This window comes from Falsihalocynthiibacter arcticus (assembly GCF_000812665.2).
GTDB classification, from domain to species: Bacteria; Pseudomonadota; Alphaproteobacteria; order Rhodobacterales; family Rhodobacteraceae; genus Falsihalocynthiibacter; species Falsihalocynthiibacter arcticus.
The window spans coordinates 4,247,212-4,263,064 of record NZ_CP014327.1; the positions used below are offsets into that span (position 1 = coordinate 4,247,212).

At 53.3% G+C, this 15,853-nt stretch carries 14 protein-coding genes and 1 tRNA gene; 3 read left to right on the top strand and 12 right to left on the bottom strand.

The window, feature by feature from the left end:
- Window positions 1–625: 625 nt before the first annotated feature.
- The gene (locus RC74_RS20880; protein ID WP_062628395.1) at window positions 626–1,528 is read left to right on the top strand and encodes a hypothetical protein; all 903 of its coding nucleotides are present in this window, start codon (window positions 626–628) and stop codon (window positions 1,526–1,528) included.
- 222 nt (window positions 1,529–1,750) lie between these two features.
- Here RC74_RS20880 and RC74_RS20885 read toward each other — a convergent pair whose 3' ends face one another.
- From RC74_RS20885 to RC74_RS20895, 3 genes are all read right to left on the bottom strand, one after another.
- Window positions 1,751–2,938 (bottom strand): tyrosine-type recombinase/integrase, encoded by a 1,188-nt coding sequence (locus tag RC74_RS20885; RefSeq protein ID WP_062628396.1) that lies wholly within the window; start codon window positions 2,936–2,938, stop codon window positions 1,751–1,753.
- Between the two features lie 164 nt (window positions 2,939–3,102).
- A tRNA-Thr gene (locus RC74_RS20890) sits at window positions 3,103–3,178 on the bottom strand.
- A gap of 113 nt (window positions 3,179–3,291) precedes the next feature.
- Window positions 3,292–4,965, bottom strand: coding sequence for an ABC transporter permease (locus tag RC74_RS20895; RefSeq protein ID WP_052274832.1), 1,674 nt, complete (start codon window positions 4,963–4,965; stop codon window positions 3,292–3,294).
- 116 nt (window positions 4,966–5,081) lie between these two features.
- Between RC74_RS20895 and RC74_RS20900 the strand changes: the two genes are divergently transcribed.
- Window positions 5,082–5,810, top strand: coding sequence for a hypothetical protein (locus RC74_RS20900; protein ID WP_062628397.1), 729 nt, complete (start codon window positions 5,082–5,084; stop codon window positions 5,808–5,810).
- A gap of 255 nt (window positions 5,811–6,065) precedes the next feature.
- On the opposite strand, the gene RC74_RS20910 is transcribed toward RC74_RS20900, so the two are convergent.
- From RC74_RS20910 to RC74_RS20920, 3 genes are all read right to left on the bottom strand, one after another.
- Complete coding sequence (locus tag RC74_RS20910) at window positions 6,066–7,391, bottom strand: APC family permease (RefSeq protein WP_039002341.1); 1,326 nt, start codon at window positions 7,389–7,391, stop codon at window positions 6,066–6,068.
- Window positions 7,392–7,825: 434 nt separating this feature from the next.
- Entirely contained in the window at window positions 7,826–8,245 is a 420-nt protein-coding gene (locus RC74_RS20915) for a hypothetical protein (protein WP_039002340.1), read from the bottom strand.
- An 18-nt stretch (window positions 8,246–8,263) separates the two neighbouring features.
- Window positions 8,264–10,564, bottom strand: a complete 2,301-nt coding sequence (locus RC74_RS20920) for a copper-transporting P-type ATPase (protein ID WP_156477577.1) — start codon at window positions 10,562–10,564, stop codon at window positions 8,264–8,266.
- Between the two features lie 527 nt (window positions 10,565–11,091).
- Here RC74_RS20920 and RC74_RS20925 point away from each other — a divergent pair.
- Window positions 11,092–11,292 carry a heavy-metal-associated domain-containing protein gene (locus RC74_RS20925; protein WP_039002339.1) on the top strand — a complete coding sequence of 67 codons (201 nt, stop codon included), beginning with the start codon at window positions 11,092–11,094 and terminating at the stop codon, window positions 11,290–11,292.
- A gap of 59 nt (window positions 11,293–11,351) precedes the next feature.
- Here the strand turns inward: RC74_RS20925 and RC74_RS20930 are convergent, their stop codons facing one another.
- The 6 genes from RC74_RS20930 to RC74_RS20950 all read right to left on the bottom strand — a co-directional run bounded on the left by RC74_RS20930 (window position 11,352) and on the right by RC74_RS20950 (window position 15,634).
- Window positions 11,352–11,834, bottom strand: a complete 483-nt coding sequence (locus RC74_RS20930) for a c-type cytochrome (RefSeq protein WP_039002338.1) — start codon at window positions 11,832–11,834, stop codon at window positions 11,352–11,354.
- Window positions 11,835–11,925: 91 nt separating this feature from the next.
- On the bottom strand, window positions 11,926–12,657 hold the full coding sequence (locus RC74_RS20935) for a DsbA family protein (RefSeq protein ID WP_039002337.1): 732 nt from the start codon (window positions 12,655–12,657) through the stop codon (window positions 11,926–11,928).
- 55 nt (window positions 12,658–12,712) lie between these two features.
- Window positions 12,713–14,113: a multicopper oxidase family protein gene (locus RC74_RS20940; RefSeq protein ID WP_039002336.1), complete on the bottom strand. Its 1,401-nt coding sequence runs from the start codon at window positions 14,111–14,113 to the stop codon at window positions 12,713–12,715.
- Window positions 14,114–14,177: 64 nt separating this feature from the next.
- Window positions 14,178–14,339, bottom strand: a complete 162-nt coding sequence (locus RC74_RS23900) for a hypothetical protein (RefSeq protein WP_470295036.1) — start codon at window positions 14,337–14,339, stop codon at window positions 14,178–14,180.
- Window positions 14,315–15,076 carry a c-type cytochrome gene (locus RC74_RS20945; RefSeq protein WP_470295037.1) on the bottom strand — a complete coding sequence of 254 codons (762 nt, stop codon included), beginning with the start codon at window positions 15,074–15,076 and terminating at the stop codon, window positions 14,315–14,317. The genes RC74_RS23900 and RC74_RS20945 overlap by 25 nt, the downstream gene beginning before the upstream one ends.
- On the bottom strand, window positions 15,077–15,634 hold the full coding sequence (locus RC74_RS20950) for a c-type cytochrome (protein WP_039002334.1): 558 nt from the start codon (window positions 15,632–15,634) through the stop codon (window positions 15,077–15,079).
- Between the last annotated feature and the right edge of the window lie 219 nt (window positions 15,635–15,853).

Below are 15,853 nucleotides of genomic sequence, written 5' to 3' on the forward strand. Positions count from 1 at the left end.
CGTTCATCGTTATATTTTCTGCGCTTAGCCTTATTTCTACGTTAGTTTTTGCATGGAGCCTGCGGAGGGGACTTTCTCGGATTTGGCTCGCCTTCCTAGGTTTCTCTTTCTTAATGACATTTATTGTTGCGCGGGCAGCCGGTTTTCACCACTTCGACCGTTTCATAAGTTTTGAACTCGGTGCTATGAGGATGATTTGGTTATTTGAACTGACTGGCATCGCCATGATCTCTTTAAATGCCGTTTTTCTAATCATGAAAGGGCCAGAAGTCGAACTGCAAAGGAAGAATAGGCGGAAACCACGAAGCAACATACCATAACGAATGCATCACACGAAAGACAGTCAATTTCCTGACTGATCACAGCCTAAATTAGAAGTTAGCTTAGCCGCAACCCCAGCTGCACTGCACAATGACCACTGTGTACTTTTGGCTCGGACCTGCCGTTCGCTGCGCAATGCACGAAGGTCGGGAATGGGCCGTTCGCTACGGTCAACACCATGGGCGGAAAGCGGAAGTTCGCTGCGCCTCGGACAAAAGGCAGCTAAACGGAGCCCAGTCCGTGTTTTTTCTGGAACTAGTTCTTCTGAAGGATTACCATCAAATCAATAGAGCCAAGAGACTGATTGCATGAACCGCCGATACTATTGGACCAAGACTTGGGGGGGCCTGACGTCCCAGAGTACGACGCACTGGCGCTGAGCCACGACGGTACGCGGCAGCGCATCCTAAGCTATATCCAGCCCGGTGACATCATTGTCTATCTTACCAGCGACGCAAAAGAATCTGACCCTATGCTACGCGGGCGACTTGCGGGAGCTGTCGAGATCGCAGATCCTGTTCAGGAGGTAGATGTCGAGACACTGCGACCAGGAGTGAGGCGACCGCCCGAGCATTATAGGGAGGGAGATGGGCGATTCCGTTGGCCTTATGGCATTGCCGTGTCGCGGACATGGTCCTTCATCGAACAGGAAAGCAACGACACACTGATCCCGGACCACGCTGGTAAGGGAATGCAAGGCGCAGCAAGCATCCACGAGATGCGACCAGAGGAGGTTGGCCGCCTTATGTCGCTCAATGTCCGTGAACAGGTGAAAGACGAAGCGACCGAAAGGTTGCCATTCCAAGGTTCTCTCCATCGCCCTTGGCGCCAAAAGGCCGGGATGCGCGCATCAGCGAACGTCGACCCCGGTACCCATCTTTATATCGCTCAGATCTATGACGCCCATGGATTGACCTTCAAAGTCGGCTCCGGGAAAGCCGTAGAAAGGATTGAAGACCTAAACCGGTATCGTCGTTTGAACCAAGGGGAGGCAAAGTGGGCCGAGAGGTCATCGAGCCAGTTTGACACAGTCGCTGGAGCACGGACAGCCGAAGACTTTATTCTGCTCGAAGCAAAGAAAGCAGGGTATGGATACAAAGATCATTCCGAGTTCCTGGTCGGGATTTCGAGCCGCGACCTGAATGCGCTCTATGCTAAGGCCATCGAGATTGGTTTGGCCGTGGATGCTGAAGAGGAGGCCGTCTGAATTCCTCTGGAGGTGTGTTCACCAAGTGCTATTCTTAAGCTGGGCGGAACCCAATATGATCGTCCGCTAAATAACTGAAGTTGCCATTCATTGCGCTTGGCTCGGGCGGTGGCTTTGGGCCGGAAGTACCGTTTTTGCATCTCGCAATATCTGCTAGAATTCAAACGCTAGAGTAACAGACCATGGCGGCATTTCTAGACCTGCAGGTAACGTCGCAGACTTCTATCCTGCTCGCAAGTCGTCCAAAAACTCCGCCCACCATTCTGACATCTTCACACGCTCCTCCCAAAACGCCCCACGTGCATAAGCACGACGCACCTCGTTTCGTTCGACATGTGCCAAAGCACGTTCAATTGCGTCGGGGTGCCAAAGGCCGCTTTCATTGGCTAAAGTCGAAAATGTTGCCCTAAATCCATGCGAAGTCATTTCTTCGCCAGTATAGTCCATTCGGCGCAATGCGGCGTTCAAGGTGTTTTCACTGATGGGGCGATGAAATGAACGGGTAGATGGGAAAAGCAACCGCCCATGACCTGTCTCTTCTTTCAATTCCAACAATAATTTAATCGCCTGTCTTGGCAACGGCACGGCATGTTCAATGCGCATTTTCATTCGCTCGGCTGGAATTTTCCAGACATTCGCTTCAAAATCGAATTCTGCCCATTCAGCTAAGCGTAATTCTCCGGGGCGCGTTGTGACGATTGCCAGCAATTCCAACCCTAAACGTGTGGTGTTTTGCCCATTATAACCTGAGATTGCTCGCAGCAATCCGCCAAGTGCATCTTTGTCTGTTATTGCAGCGCGTGATTTTGTCTTTTGCCGAATAAGCGCATCGCGCAATGCAAACGTTGGATCGTTTTCAGTCAACCCGTTTGCGATTGCGTAGCGAAACACCGCACCTACAGTGGACCGAATGCGATGCGCGGTTTCGTAGAGTTCTTTGGCTTCACTCTTTTTCAAGGTCTTTAGAACGATTGCAGACGAAATATCATTGATTGGCAAGCGCCCGAAATCCTTGTTCGCGATGGCGATAAAAGACGATACTTTTTTCAAAGTTGCAGGCGCTCGGCCTTCTATCGTGATCTTGGCCAAATAGAGCGCAGCAATCTTTTCAAAGGTATTTGCGTTTTCCTGCTGTCGAAGCGCATTGCCTTCTTGTCTTGCCAAGCTTGGATTAATTCCAGCAGCAACGAGTTTTCGTGCATCGTCTCTCTTTTGCCTTGCTTGCAACAACGAAACATCGGGATATTTACCGAATGAAAGCAAACCCTCTTTCCCATCCAACCGATACTTAAATCGAAAGAGCCTCGACCCACTTGGCTGAACAGCAACAAACAAACCATCAAAGTCGCTTACTTTATAAGATTTCGCTCTAGGCTTTAGATTCTTTATCTTTACATCTGTAAGCGCCATGCTGGGGGTATCCAATCTTCCTAAATCCACTCCTACCCCCAAAGTACCCCCTTTTCAGACAGGATACAGCCGCACACGACTGGACGGGATAGGACAACAAATCGTTAGAAACCCTTATAAACAAGCTTCAATCGGATGTCATTGGATATGTTCGGATTGGAAAGTGGTGCCCCCACACGGACTCGAACCGCGGACCTACTGATTACAAATCAGTTGCTCTACCAGCTGAGCTATAGGGGCACTGTGGCGGTGATTTAGCAACCTCGGATGGGGGATGCAAGGAGGATTTTTGCGAAAATGAAGAAAGTTTTGCTGGAACGGGATTTCTTACTGAAATTCATCATATTCATCTCTCAATGGCTCTGTCTGTGTGTGCGCGCAAGGAGGAGGACGGCGGTCAATCCGACGAGGATGACCAGAATTGCGGCGGGGGCTGCGTCAGACAGATTCTCAAGGCTTGCTTGATCGTAAACGCGAGTTGCTAGGGTGTTGAAATTAAAGGGACGCAAGAGGAGCGTCGCGGGGAGTTCTTTGACGCAATCGACGAAAACCAACAGGAGGGCTGTTCCGACAGAACCGCGAATAAGGGGGAAATAGACGTGCCGTAGGGTACCGCCTGCGGTTTTGCCGAGAGAGCGGGCCGCAAGGGGCAAACTGGGGGCGACACGGCCGATAGCGGCGTCTATGGCTCCCTGTGCAATTGCGAAAAACCGGACACAATAGGCGAAAATGATCGCAAATCCTGTACCTGTCATCAACAGACCGATATTCCGGTCGAAAACGGCCTCAGCCCAATCGGCAATGACGTGGTCCATCGCCGCCATCGGGATTAGCACGCCGACGGCCAAAACAGCTCCTGGTGCGGCATATCCCAAGGTGGTGACGGGCAGGAGCAAGCGGGGGAGTTTTTGCCCTGTCAACCGCACGCCATAAACGAGGAATAGCGCTGCGGAAACGGTGAGAAAGGCTGCGGAAATCCCCACGAGCAATGTATTCCCCAGAGCTTCGATCAAGCCGCGGTTCTGCCACGCCTCAAGATTTGTGAGCGCATGATAGGTGAGCACACTAGCGGGCAAAAGAAACCCAACGGCGAAGGGAATGAAACACAGGAAACTGGCGATCCATGCCCGCACGCCCGTCAGCGGAATGGCAATAATTGCGCGGGATTGGCGGGCGGTATTGTGGTACCGACTATTCTTGCGCCCCACCCGTTCAAGCGCAACCAATACGAGAACAAGTAACAGCACAACGCCCGCGATCTGGGCTGCGCCACCAGCGTTATTGCTCTCAAGCCACGTATTGAAAATTCCGGTCGTCAGGGTTTGGACGGCAAAAAACTCGACCGTGCCAAAATCGCTAGCGGTTTCCATCATCACAATAGCCACACCTGCCGCAATTGCAGGACGCGCCAACGGAACACCAACGCGCCAAAACCGTTTAAACGGCCCTGCCCCCAATGCCCGCGCCACCTCGTAACTGCCGCCAGATTGTTCGCGCAATGCAGCCCGTGACAGGAGGAAAACATAGGGGCACAGCGCCGCCGTAAGGACAATGACGGCCATATACATAGACCGAATTTCTGGGAACCAGTAATCCAGACGATTGCTATAGCCCATGATATTGCGCAATCCCGTTTGCACGGGGCCCGCATACTCTAAGAAATCAACCAAACCATAAGCGCCCAAGTAAGCAGGGATCGCCAAGGGCAGCAGCAGGAGCCATTGAAACCATCGCACCCCTGGAAAAATATACATGGTGGTAAGCCATGCCGCCCCCATACCAACTCCCGCACTTAGCGTGCCCACGGACAACATCAAAATCAGGGTATTGGCAAAATAGCGCGGCAACGTGGTGGCCAAAAGATGGGGCCAAATATTTTCAACCGGATGAAAGGCTATCCAGATAACAGACACAATCGGGGCCAACACAAGGGCCGCAATGAGCACGGCCCCCAGCGACCAAACATTTGGTCGCAACCGTGCTAAACCACGCGAGAATAGGGGTTTGTCAACTATGGTGGGGTTCATTTTTTCTCTCATCGCGGAACTGCTAAAGGAAAGCGGTTTGCCTGTCCAGAAAACCACGTATATTACCTTCACAGGTGCCGCGCAACGCGGCCCCAAGACGCATAGGGGCTAAACGCATGCAGATTGCTTTCCATTTGGGAGCACACTCAACCGATAATGACAAACTTCTTAAAGGCTTACTTAAGAACAAAAGGCATTTATCTGGACGTGGAGTTGTGGTTCCTGGACCTGGACGCTATCGCAACCTTATTCGCAAAACCATCGCGGCCCTTGGGGGGGCACGTGCGAGCGTCGAAACCCAAGAAGCCCTTTTGGATACCATTCTCGAAGTAGATCATGCTGACCGTCTGGTTTTGTCTAACGAAAACTTCATTTGCGTCGCGCCGCGCGTGTTTGATGGCCCGAATTTCTATCCGCAAATAACAGACAAAATTACAAGCTATAGCAACTTGTTTCACGGTTATGAACTGGAATTCCATTTAGGAATTTGCAATCCGGCCGTTCTTATTCCCGAACTCTGTTTGCGCACCCCGAAAATGGACTACCTCGATTACCTTGCGGGGAGCGACCCAAAGGCCCTGCGATGGTCGACCGTCATTCAAGCGATTACCGACACCTACCCCCACGCGCCGGTGACGGTTTGGTGCAACGAAGACACCCCCTTAATTTGGTCCCACATTCTCTCGGCGCTGTCAGGGATTGAGGACGGCTATTCCTTTGACGGCGAATACGACCTTGTTGAAGAAATCATGTCGCCCGAAGGGATGAAGCGGTTTTTGGGATATCTCGAGGCGCATCCCCCCAAAACGATGTGCAAAAGGGTAGCATTATCGCCGCCTTCCTAGATAAATTCGCGAAACCCGATGAAATAGAAACCGAAATCGACCTGCCTGGGTGGGACGACGCCTATGTCGAAGAGCTCACGGCGATTTATGAAAATGATGTGCAAACGATCAAACGAATGCCGAGTGTGCGATTCATCGGATTGTAGTTGCCCGTCTGCCTTAAGATTTGAGCAGTTCCCGCGCGGAAATGGAGTTAAGGCTCCTAATCAGCGAGGGCGAACCGCGGCGTGCCAACCAGTTTATCTAGGGTGCACGCTAGTGTCCACCTTCGGCCTGTGGAGCGGTCCAACGTGACAGATAGATGCGCTCAAAGACAAAGACTGTAGCAATCCCGATAGCGGCAAAAAGCACGATCAATGGATCCGACGCCAACTTCATCATTGTGAACGCGACGAGAACAATGGCGTCAAACGACAGCGCACATAACAAGATTACCGCGCTCGCACCAATTTCTTTTCGCACGCTTCGGAACACACCCCAATGCACCAACATGTCCATGACGAGGTAGAAAAATGCTCCAAGTGAAGCAATCCGGCCCAGATCAAAAAACACCGCCAGCGTAGAAGCGAGGACCACAGTGTAGACCAACGTATGGCTTTGGATAGAGCCGGACATTCCGAAGTGGCTATGTGGTATCATCTTCATGTCCGTCAGCATTGCCAACATCCGCGAGACCGCAAAAACGCTCGCCATTACGCCAGATGCTGTGGCCACCGCCGCCAAAACAACCGTGAAATAGAACCCCAATTGCCCCAATGCAGGCGAGGCCGCCTCTGCCAGCGAATAGTCTTTTGCTGCGACGATCTGTTCAATGGTAAGGTTTGACCCAACGGCAAAGGCCACCAAAAGGTAGATCACAACACAGATTGCAATCGAGATCATGATAGTGCGCCCCACATTGCGATGGGGGTTGGTGATTTCTGAACCGCTATTGGTGATCGTGGTAAACCCCTTAAATGCGAGGATCGACAGCGCTACGGAGGCGACGAATCCGGTGGCACTAAACCCTCCTGCACTGCTGCTCGTCTCTGGAAGACTGAAGCCACCAGACCACAAGGCAACTATTCCAAACAGCGCAATCCCGCCGATTTTAATGACCGCCATAACTATCGAAAGGAGGCCGACCGTCCGGTTACCCGAAATGTTAACAAGAAATGCGAACAGGATCACCCCGACCGCCAATATCGGCACCAGCGGGCCGCCTGCGATGTCGAAGGGCCGCAAGACATATGTGGCGAATGTCCGTACCACAAGGCTTTCGGAGATCACCATCGATAGGGCCATCAAAAGCGCGGCAGCAGCGGCAATGGCACCGGGAACATAGGCCTTTTGCAAGATCATTGCTATCCCTCCAGAGGACGGCCAAGCGTTGGACATTTTGATGTAACTGTAAGCGCTGAAGGACGTAACGATTGCACCGAGCACGAAAGACAGGGCAAAATACGGCCCCGCCAGCTGGGCGATTTGGCCAGTCAGCGCAAAAATGCCTGCACCGAGCATAACGCCCGTCCCCATGCCAACCGCCCCACCCAAGCTGATGGAGCCCTTTTTGAAATCGTCATCGCCGTGTGAATGTGTCATACATTTGCCTCTATTTTGGTTTGCTTACTTGGTCCCGCCAAATCAATTTTACAACGAAAATCACGTTGATAATTACACATGGCGACAGAACCGGTGGCCGCATCGAAGACAGCCCTGATCACACTTAGACTTTTGGGTAAGGCTGGAGTTTCCAATACCCGCCAGAAGCTGCGGCAATTTGTTTTACTTGCGCAGATATTTGAGCAGAGCGGCTATCGCCAAGACGGCAAGAACCAGTACTAAGATCATCCACAGGCCGCCAAAGCCCATTCCAAAACCATTCATTCACTTTCTCCTTTCTAAGTTTTTGTCGTTAGCGACACGCTAAGAAGCCCCATCTCTGATGCATCTATCGCCTTAATCATGCGTCCCATTGTCCTCCATGTGCGCCACCACAGGACAAAACCAGCCTCAAGAGGGGGGGTGGGGATCGTTCAAAGCGTATGACCAATCCCTTGCTCCCTGCCATAGAGCCACCAGCCATAAAGCAGGCCACCAGCGATGGCTGGTATGACGCCCGACAAGATGAAGAGTGTCCCGTTTTCCGGCCCACCGAAATACTCGAATTTTGCATCGACGCGGCTACAAAGCCATGCGCAATAACTGCCAACAGTGGTCACTATGGCCGCCCCCGCCAGTATTGCAGCCCTGCCCGATGTGCGGCCCTCAACCAACAACAAAGTTACCGCGCCAATGACCGCCCCCATCGCGATCCCGCAAGAGGCGACCCAGACGGCCTTAGCGGCCAGACTCACCCCAGGAAACAAATAATCTCCCCAGAAAAAGAAATAGAAGATTTCGGCCATGCCGATTAGGGCAAAGGCCGTAGCAAAGATGTAGATTATGCGGTTCATCGGTTGTTGTCCTTTCCTTCAGAATTTTAACCGGCGCAGTCGAAGCGCATTCGCGACTACGGAGATAGATGAGGCTGACATCGCAAAGGCGGCAAACATCGGGCTGATCAGAATTCCCAGAAAAGGGAACAAGATACCCGCCGCTACCGGCACACCCGCCGCGTTGTAGATCAATGCAAAGAACAGGTTTTGGCGAATGTTGCGCATCGTTGCATGCGACAGGCGACGCGCGCGCGCGATACCGTCAAGGTTACCTTTGACCAGCGTGAAGCCCGCACTTTCGATTGCCACATCGGCCCCCGTCCCCATCGCAATACCAACGTCGGCCTGCGCCAATGCGGGCGCATCATTCACGCCATCACCCGCCATCGCAACCTTGCGGCCTTCGGCTTGTAACTCGCGAATTATCCGCGCCTTATCCTCGGGCAAAACATCCGCGCGGATTTCGTCGATGCCCAAACGGGCAGCGACCGCTTTTGCCGTACGTTCGTTGTCTCCAGTGGCCATGATGATCCGAAAACCCAATTCATGAAGGGCTTTCAACGCAGCAGGTGTCGATTCCTTGACTGGATCTGCCACACTGACCAACCCTGCAATTTCATTACCCAAAACGACGAACATTACGGTTTCACCCTCGTCGCGACGTGCGTCCGCCTTGGCAATCAAGACGTCGGCTTTCAGCCCCATGTCGGTGATCAGGGCAAGGTTTCCAAGCGCCACCGCCTTGCCGTCGACCACCCCTTTGACGCCTTTGCCCGTGATCGCTTCGAAGTCCTCAGCTTTAACCATGGCAACACCACGGTCTTCTGCACCGCGCACAATAGCCTCGGCCAAAGGATGTTCAGAGCCTCGTTCCAGCGACGCCGCAAGTCGCAATACCTCGGCCTCGTCATGCCCCGGTTCTGGCAGGACTGCGACAAGACGTGGTTTGCCTTCCGTGAGGGTGCCGGTTTTGTCCACAATCAGCGTGTCGACCTTTTCGAACCGCTCCAGCGCTTCGGCGTTTTTAATCAGTACGCCCGCCTGTGCGCCGCGCCCCGTGGCGGTCATGATCGACATTGGCGTCGCGAGGCCAAGGGCACAGGGACAAGCAATGATCAACACGGCCACGGCCGAGATCAACCCATAGGAAAGGGCTGGATCTGGTCCCCAAAACGCCCAACCGAAAAAGGCCAAAATCGCGGCGAGGATCACCGCTGGGACGAAGTATCCGGCAACCGTATCCGCATATTTCTGAATTGGTGCGCGCGAGCGTTGGGCGCTTGCCACCATCTCGACGATCTGACTTAGCATGGTATCCGCACCCACACGCGTCGCCGCGATCACCAGCGATCCAGTGCCGTTGATTGTGGCACCTGTGACCGTGTCGCCCGCGACTTTCTCAACCGGAACCGGCTCCCCAGAAATCATACTTTCATCAATCGACGAATGCCCTTCGATGACAGTGCCATCCACTGGCACCTTGTCGCCGGGAACAACTCGTAGGTGGTCACCGACAAGCACGTCCTCCAAAGCCACTTCTTCCTCACTGCCATCGGGACGGATCACGCGGGCCGTTTTGGCGGCCATATCAAGCAGCGCTCGTATCGCCTTTCCCGTGCCTTCACGGGCGCGCAGTTCCATCACTTGACCCAGTAACACGAGCGTTACAATGACGGCCGCTGCCTCGAAATACACACCGACATGGCCATCCGCACTGCGAAACCCGTCGGGGAAAATGCTCGGTGCCAAAACGGCAACTACACTGAAACCATAGGCCGCCGAAATGCCCATTGCGATAAGACTGAACATGTTCAGTTTCATTGTCCGAAATGAGGTCCATCCACGGGTGAAGAACGGCCAGCCAGACCAGAGGATCACTGGTGTAGCCAGAACGAATTCGATCCACAAAGTGGCGCGTTCGCCGAATATCTCCCGAATCCAACCAGCACCAACAAACGGCGACATGGTCAGGATCAGCAACGGTATTGTCAGCACCGCACCGACCCAGAACCTGCGCGTGAAGTCGATCAACTCAGGGTTCGGGCCGTCGTCTGTCAACGTGGCAGATTCAAGCTCCAATCCCATGCCGCAGATCGGACAAGAACCGGATTTGGTCTGACGAACTTCGGCATGCATCGGGCAAGTATAGACGGCTCCATCAAAGCCCACGGGCACTGTGTCATAACCGCTTTTCTTCCCCTTGGATTCTTTTTTGGCCTCGTGGCCCGTATGACCATGATGAACGTGTTCACGAAGTTCGCCGCTGCCTTCGGGCACCAAATGCATGTTGCATTCTGGGCAGTCACCCGGCTCGGTTCTACGGACTTCCGGATGCATCGGGCAGGTATAGATTGTTCCGGAAAAATTCTTGGGAACCATATCCTTTTCCGCCACCTCAGCGGACTGTGAGTCTTGTCCTTTGGTGTGTTTCATCATGTGAATATTCCTAACCGGATTTCTGTTTGTCTTTCGGGGCGCCCTTCTGTGGTTTAGAAAGGGAATGAATCTACCATATTCGCGAGCCTGTTGTTCTCGTGGCCTCCGCCAACAACGACGCTTTGGAAATTTCGTAGCTGGGGTGAAATATTGTATTCGTCGTAACGATCTGAGTGGCCCCAGCGGCCAGAATATCGTCGCACGCGTGTGCGCATCGGGTAATCCGCTATCCAACGGGACGCCTATGCTGCACCCCCACAGTCAACACATTCGCATTGAACAATTCAACCTGTATACCTCGATTATTTCGAGTGCGACTGCCGACCACGATGAAGGCAGGGTCAAAGGGATATTTACGCAAATTATGAGGCTTGACCTTCCCACGTGGGAACCCCCACGTTTACCCAAAACCAGCAAAAGGAAAACCCATGAGCAAATTCACCGTTCCAAATATGACTTGCGGCCACTGCACCGCGGCGATCAAAAAAGCTGTCACCGCCGCAGATTCCGCGGCTATCCTGACCTTTGATCTTGAGGCACATGTCGTTGAGGTCACAAGCCGCCTAGATAACGAAGCTTTGGCGACAATTCTCAAAACTGAGGGCTACGCGAGTTCTCCCTTATCTTAGACACTTATTTCCACCATTCTTGACCACAAGGGTGGTGGAAGCATATTATCGCCTCTCGACTACTCGCCCTCCGACCGCTCGGCCTGCGATAACCGCGCCCGTTCAGACCAGTTCGATTTTATAAATGCGAGGATATCCCAAATTTCTTCGTCGGTGAGCTGGCCCTCGAAACGCGGCATTCCACTTGTAAAACCCGTTGCGCCAGAAGCCTCCAGCACAGCCTGCCCTCCGAGTTTTGTGTATTCAAACAATAACGCGTCTCCGTGATGCCATGTATGGCCGCTTTCGTCATGCGGCGGAGCCGGAAGCATGCCGTTTTCATTTTGGCTGCGCCAGTCGGGCTGCCCCTCAAGATCCTTGCCATGACACGACGCACAATTCTCGCTGTACAAAGCAGCACCAGCCTGAACGTTTGAATTTGAGGGCTGCTTCAATAGGGGCGTGTCTGTGCCAACTAAGAGGAATGAAATGGCCACAAAAGCGATCACGGCAAGGCCACCCAATCCGGCAACGAGGATGGCAGTTTTGTTGCCCTTTTTCATAAATTCATTCCTTTTCCCGTTCACCGAAATCCTCACACATTCTAATGGTTCGCGCAAACTCGCTACGAGTTTAAAACGCAAAGGAGCCCAATCATTCCTGCCCCTCTCGCACGGCGTCAACATATTCTGAAAGCTGCGCCTGTTCGACGAATCCGGGGACGAGTTGGTTGCCGATCACAAAGGAAGGGGTTCCGTTGAACCCCAAGGTTTGACTAAGGCTCATGGAACTCGCGATATGTTCTGCAACCTCTGGGGAGTCCATGTCCTGCCGAAGCACGTCGACATCAAGACCGATATCCTTAGCAATTGCGAGAACGCTCTTCTCATCGGCGCGCCCCTTCATACCCATGAGCGCCCAATGAAACTCTTCGTATTTCCCCTGATTGCGCGCGGCAAGCGCCGCTTTGGACGCAAATACTGAACCCTCGCCAAGGATGGGCCACTCCCGATACACCAAGCGCACATTTTGATCTTTTTTGAGCATGGCTTGAACTTCACCCATCGCACTTCGACAATAGGGGCAATTGTAGTCAAAGAATTCAACCACAGTCACATCGCCGTCCCGATTGCCTAAAACCGGTGCATTTGGGTCTTGTTCCAAAAGAGCACGCTGACTTGTGAGCACATCAGCCACGGCCAATGACTCGTCTTCCAAGCGCTGTTTTTCGAGGATCGCAACCGCTTCCATGACTATTTGAGGGTTTTCAAGAATGGCCTCTAGGGCAAGTTCTTTTATCCGCTCGTCGCTAACCCCATCTGCATACGCTGCAAAAGGGACCGCAAGACACAGCGCCACCGACGTGGTTAAATTCCTAATGCTCATACTAAGTCTCCTGTTGGGGGAAATTTGATTTTGAGAACGCGAAAAAGGTTTTGCATCACGCCACCTCAATCCACGTCATCATGCCAGACGCGGCATGCGAAAGCATATGACAGTGGAAAAGCCACTTCCCCGGGTTGTCCGCAACAAAAGCAATCTCTCGGGATTCATCCCCGAAGATCAAAAGCGTATCTCTGAGAGGACCCAACGTACCGTCTTCGGCAATTTCACGAAAATGCATGCCGTGAAGATGCATTGCATGGGGGAACACGGTGTTGTTGGCGATGCGCATTCTTGCCGTTTCGCCCCGCGAAATGCTTGCAAGAGGCGTCTCTGTCATGCCCACCACACCGTTAAAAGACCAGAACTGATTGGCCGCCACAAGCTCGCGGAAATCCATGCTCTCGCCATCCAAAACGGCCGACTCCAGACTCCCCATCGCGCCACCTTCCATATCAAGAGTGATGCGACGTGCGGTTTCCAGATTTGGCACGTCCATATTCGGGTTAGGTGGCAAAGGCACAGGTGCCCCTCGTTGTTCTTTGGAAGAGTCGAGGGCGTCAACCACACTGAACGCGGCTTGAGAAAAGCCTTGATCATCTTCGATACGGACCAGATGCGCGGTTTCACCCATAGGGGCGGTCACGTCGACAAACAGATCAACGCGTTGGCCGGGGGCCAGCAAAATCACCTCCGGAATCGGCTCAGGGTTTTCGAGAGGCATACCGTCCAGCGCCATCATCCAGCCCTCAAGACCAGACAGGCCTAGCTGAAAAACCCGTGCATTTGCAGCGTTGATAAGGCGCAAGCGCAGCCGCGCATTTGCGGGCACTTCCCACGTTGAGTCAAAGCTTCCGTTCGTCGCAATAAAATTGCCGCGGCGTCCTGCGTGGCTACTATTATGGGGGGCGTCAAAATCGGGATCCAGCTGGCCGGTTTCCGGATTAAGCAGCCAATCATCAAGGATCAGCACCTCGTCGCGATCCACATCCGCAAGCGTTGGCTCTTCGACAATCAACGCGCCATAAAGGCCGCGCGCCACCTGCTCGGTTGAGCGATTATGCGCGTGATACCAGAAGGTGCCGGCATCCGGCGCGATAAACTCATAGTCGAACGTGTCTCCACTTGGCACCGCGTCTTGAGTGAGGCCCGCAACGCCATCCATGGCATTTTCAATGCGCAGGCCATGCCAATGCATTGAACTTGCTTGCGGCAGTTCATTCACAAATCGGCGCGCGACACGCCCGCCTTGTGGCACACGTATTTCAGGGCCAGGCAGCTTGCCGTCATACCCCCAAATATCAGTCTTGGGGTATTCGAGCGGCGCAAGTTGAACGCTGGCAGGGCGTGCGACAATCCTTTGCATATCTGCGGTTTGCGCGCGGCCAAATGTCGGCACCATCGCCGCAACGCCAAACGCGGCACCCATTTGCAAAACATCACGTCGTGTTTGTGTCATTTCTGTTCCTTCATAGGAGAGGGGTTCGTCCCCTCCCCACTTCCAATATGTGATGCGCAATCAATCACCCGCCGCTATGATCATCCAACAAGTAGATGGCCATTGCGCGATGATCCTCAGGGCTCAAGAAGCTCGTGCCATACAAGACAACTTCCCCCATGGAATCACCAAAGGCGTCCCCGTCGGGCTTCACACCCGTACTCAGAGCATAGGCAAGATTATCCACCGTCCAGCCCCGCATTTGCAGCGTTTCATAGTCAATCGCTGGGGCTTTTCCTCCACCAGGCAAAGTTGCGTTGCCTTTGAAGTGTTCGGTGTCGGTTTTTCGCGCTCCGGCAAAGTTTCGTGCGGTATGACAGGCGGCACAATGCGTGGCCCCCCAACAAGAAGCCTCCCCCGATTCCACAGTGCATCATTGTCCGGATTTGGCTTGGTGCGAGGTGGTTTGAGGAATGCCGCGCGCCATAGTTTAAGGCCCCAACGTTGGTCAAACGGAAACGCCATTTCGTGGGGCTTTGAAGGTTCCGCAACTGGGGCCACTGTTTGGTAAGCGGCCCAAAGGTCCGCGATATCTTGATCGGTGAAATTCGCATAGAACGGATAGGTGAACGCTGGATAATAAGCCTCCCCTTCAGGAGAAATCCCTTGGCGGACGGCCACCGCAAATTCTTCAATGGTCCAATCGCCAATCCCGTGAACAGGATCACCGGTTAGGTTTGGGGAATACAACGTGCCAAAGGGCGTTTTCAACTCCACTCCCCCCGCTAAAGGCGCACCACCCGCTTCGAAATCGGTGTGGCAGGCAATACAGCCACTTGCACGCGCCAGATAGGCTCCTCGACCAACATCCCCCTCAAGAGAAATTTGCGCAGGACTGTTACCAATCGGCCAGACAACGAGCGCCCCAATGACCACGACCCCAAGAGCCGCAGACCCTAGAGCCAACTTGAATACCCATCTCATTTATTTATTCTCGGAGCGGTATTTTGTATGGCACGCAGTGCATACTTGAGAAACAATCGTGAAGGCTTGATCGGCTGGCATCGCCGCGATCTGTGCGACGGACATGTTGGTTGCAGGCGCAGACCCCATCATACCACCGCCGCCCATCATATCGCTTGCGGATTTACTTGTATTGCCGCCCATCATAAGTCCATTGTCCGCAGCCTTGGCCAAACCCTCTGCTGACGCGCCAAGCCGCTCGGCAAGTTCGGAGAATTCGTCCCAATCTGACCAGACGCTCGCCTTGGCCGCAGAGGGCGCATGCCCCGTCCCCTCCGGAAACAACGAGATCATCGCTTCGCCAGAATGCTGCAAGAAAAGCGCCGCCGCTTGTTTGACTGTCTCTGCATCGTATGCCGTTGTTCCCTGCATCATGGGAGCGACAGATTTGACTGCCTTACCCATCGCATCCATGGCATCCATACGCTCTTTTACGATCCCCGTCGCGCCGCCGTGCGCAAAGGCGGCAATGGCAGTAAATCCTACGACTATGGACGCTAATATTGGTGTTGTTTTCATCTGTTTTCTCCGTGAAGTTTTTTGAACAAGTCTATTTCAGGACCAAAATCGCGGAGGGGGACTTTCATGCAATAGCAACCAGCTTTCGCCATTGGGGCGAACAAAAAAAGAATTGGTTTGCATTTGTCGTAGAGTAATCAAAATTTCAGTATTTAGAAAAAAAACGGCTGGAACAAAGCAGTCTATTCCGGGATGGCAATGGCCCGATTGTGCTTCTAA

What these genes read in the sequence shown, in the direction of transcription:
- RC74_RS20915 (WP_039002340.1), bottom strand. Translation starts at nt 8,245, where the DNA reads ATGAACCGCATAATCTACATCTTTGCTACGGCCTTTGCCCTAATCGGC.
- RC74_RS20910 (WP_039002341.1), bottom strand. Translation starts at nt 7,391, where the DNA reads ATGACACATTCACACGGCGATGACGATTTCAAAAAGGGCTCCATCAGC.
- RC74_RS20920 (WP_156477577.1), bottom strand. Translation starts at nt 10,564, where the DNA reads ATGCATCCGGAAGTCCGTAGAACCGAGCCGGGTGACTGCCCAGAATGC.
- RC74_RS20950 (WP_039002334.1), bottom strand. Translation starts at nt 15,634, where the DNA reads ATGAAAACAACACCAATATTAGCGTCCATAGTCGTAGGATTTACTGCC.
- RC74_RS20885 (WP_062628396.1), bottom strand. Translation starts at nt 2,938, where the DNA reads ATGGCGCTTACAGATGTAAAGATAAAGAATCTAAAGCCTAGAGCGAAA.
- RC74_RS20895 (WP_052274832.1), bottom strand. Translation starts at nt 4,965, where the DNA reads ATGAACCCCACCATAGTTGACAAACCCCTATTCTCGCGTGGTTTAGCA.
- RC74_RS20930 (WP_039002338.1), bottom strand. Translation starts at nt 11,834, where the DNA reads ATGAAAAAGGGCAACAAAACTGCCATCCTCGTTGCCGGATTGGGTGGC.
- RC74_RS20900 (WP_062628397.1), top strand. Translation starts at nt 5,082, where the DNA reads ATGCAGATTGCTTTCCATTTGGGAGCACACTCAACCGATAATGACAAA.
- RC74_RS20940 (WP_039002336.1), bottom strand. Translation starts at nt 14,113, where the DNA reads ATGACACAAACACGACGTGATGTTTTGCAAATGGGTGCCGCGTTTGGC.
- RC74_RS20925 (WP_039002339.1), top strand. Translation starts at nt 11,092, where the DNA reads ATGAGCAAATTCACCGTTCCAAATATGACTTGCGGCCACTGCACCGCG.
- RC74_RS20935 (WP_039002337.1), bottom strand. Translation starts at nt 12,657, where the DNA reads ATGAGCATTAGGAATTTAACCACGTCGGTGGCGCTGTGTCTTGCGGTC.
- RC74_RS20945 (WP_470295037.1), bottom strand. Translation starts at nt 15,076, where the DNA reads ATGAGATGGGTATTCAAGTTGGCTCTAGGGTCTGCGGCTCTTGGGGTC.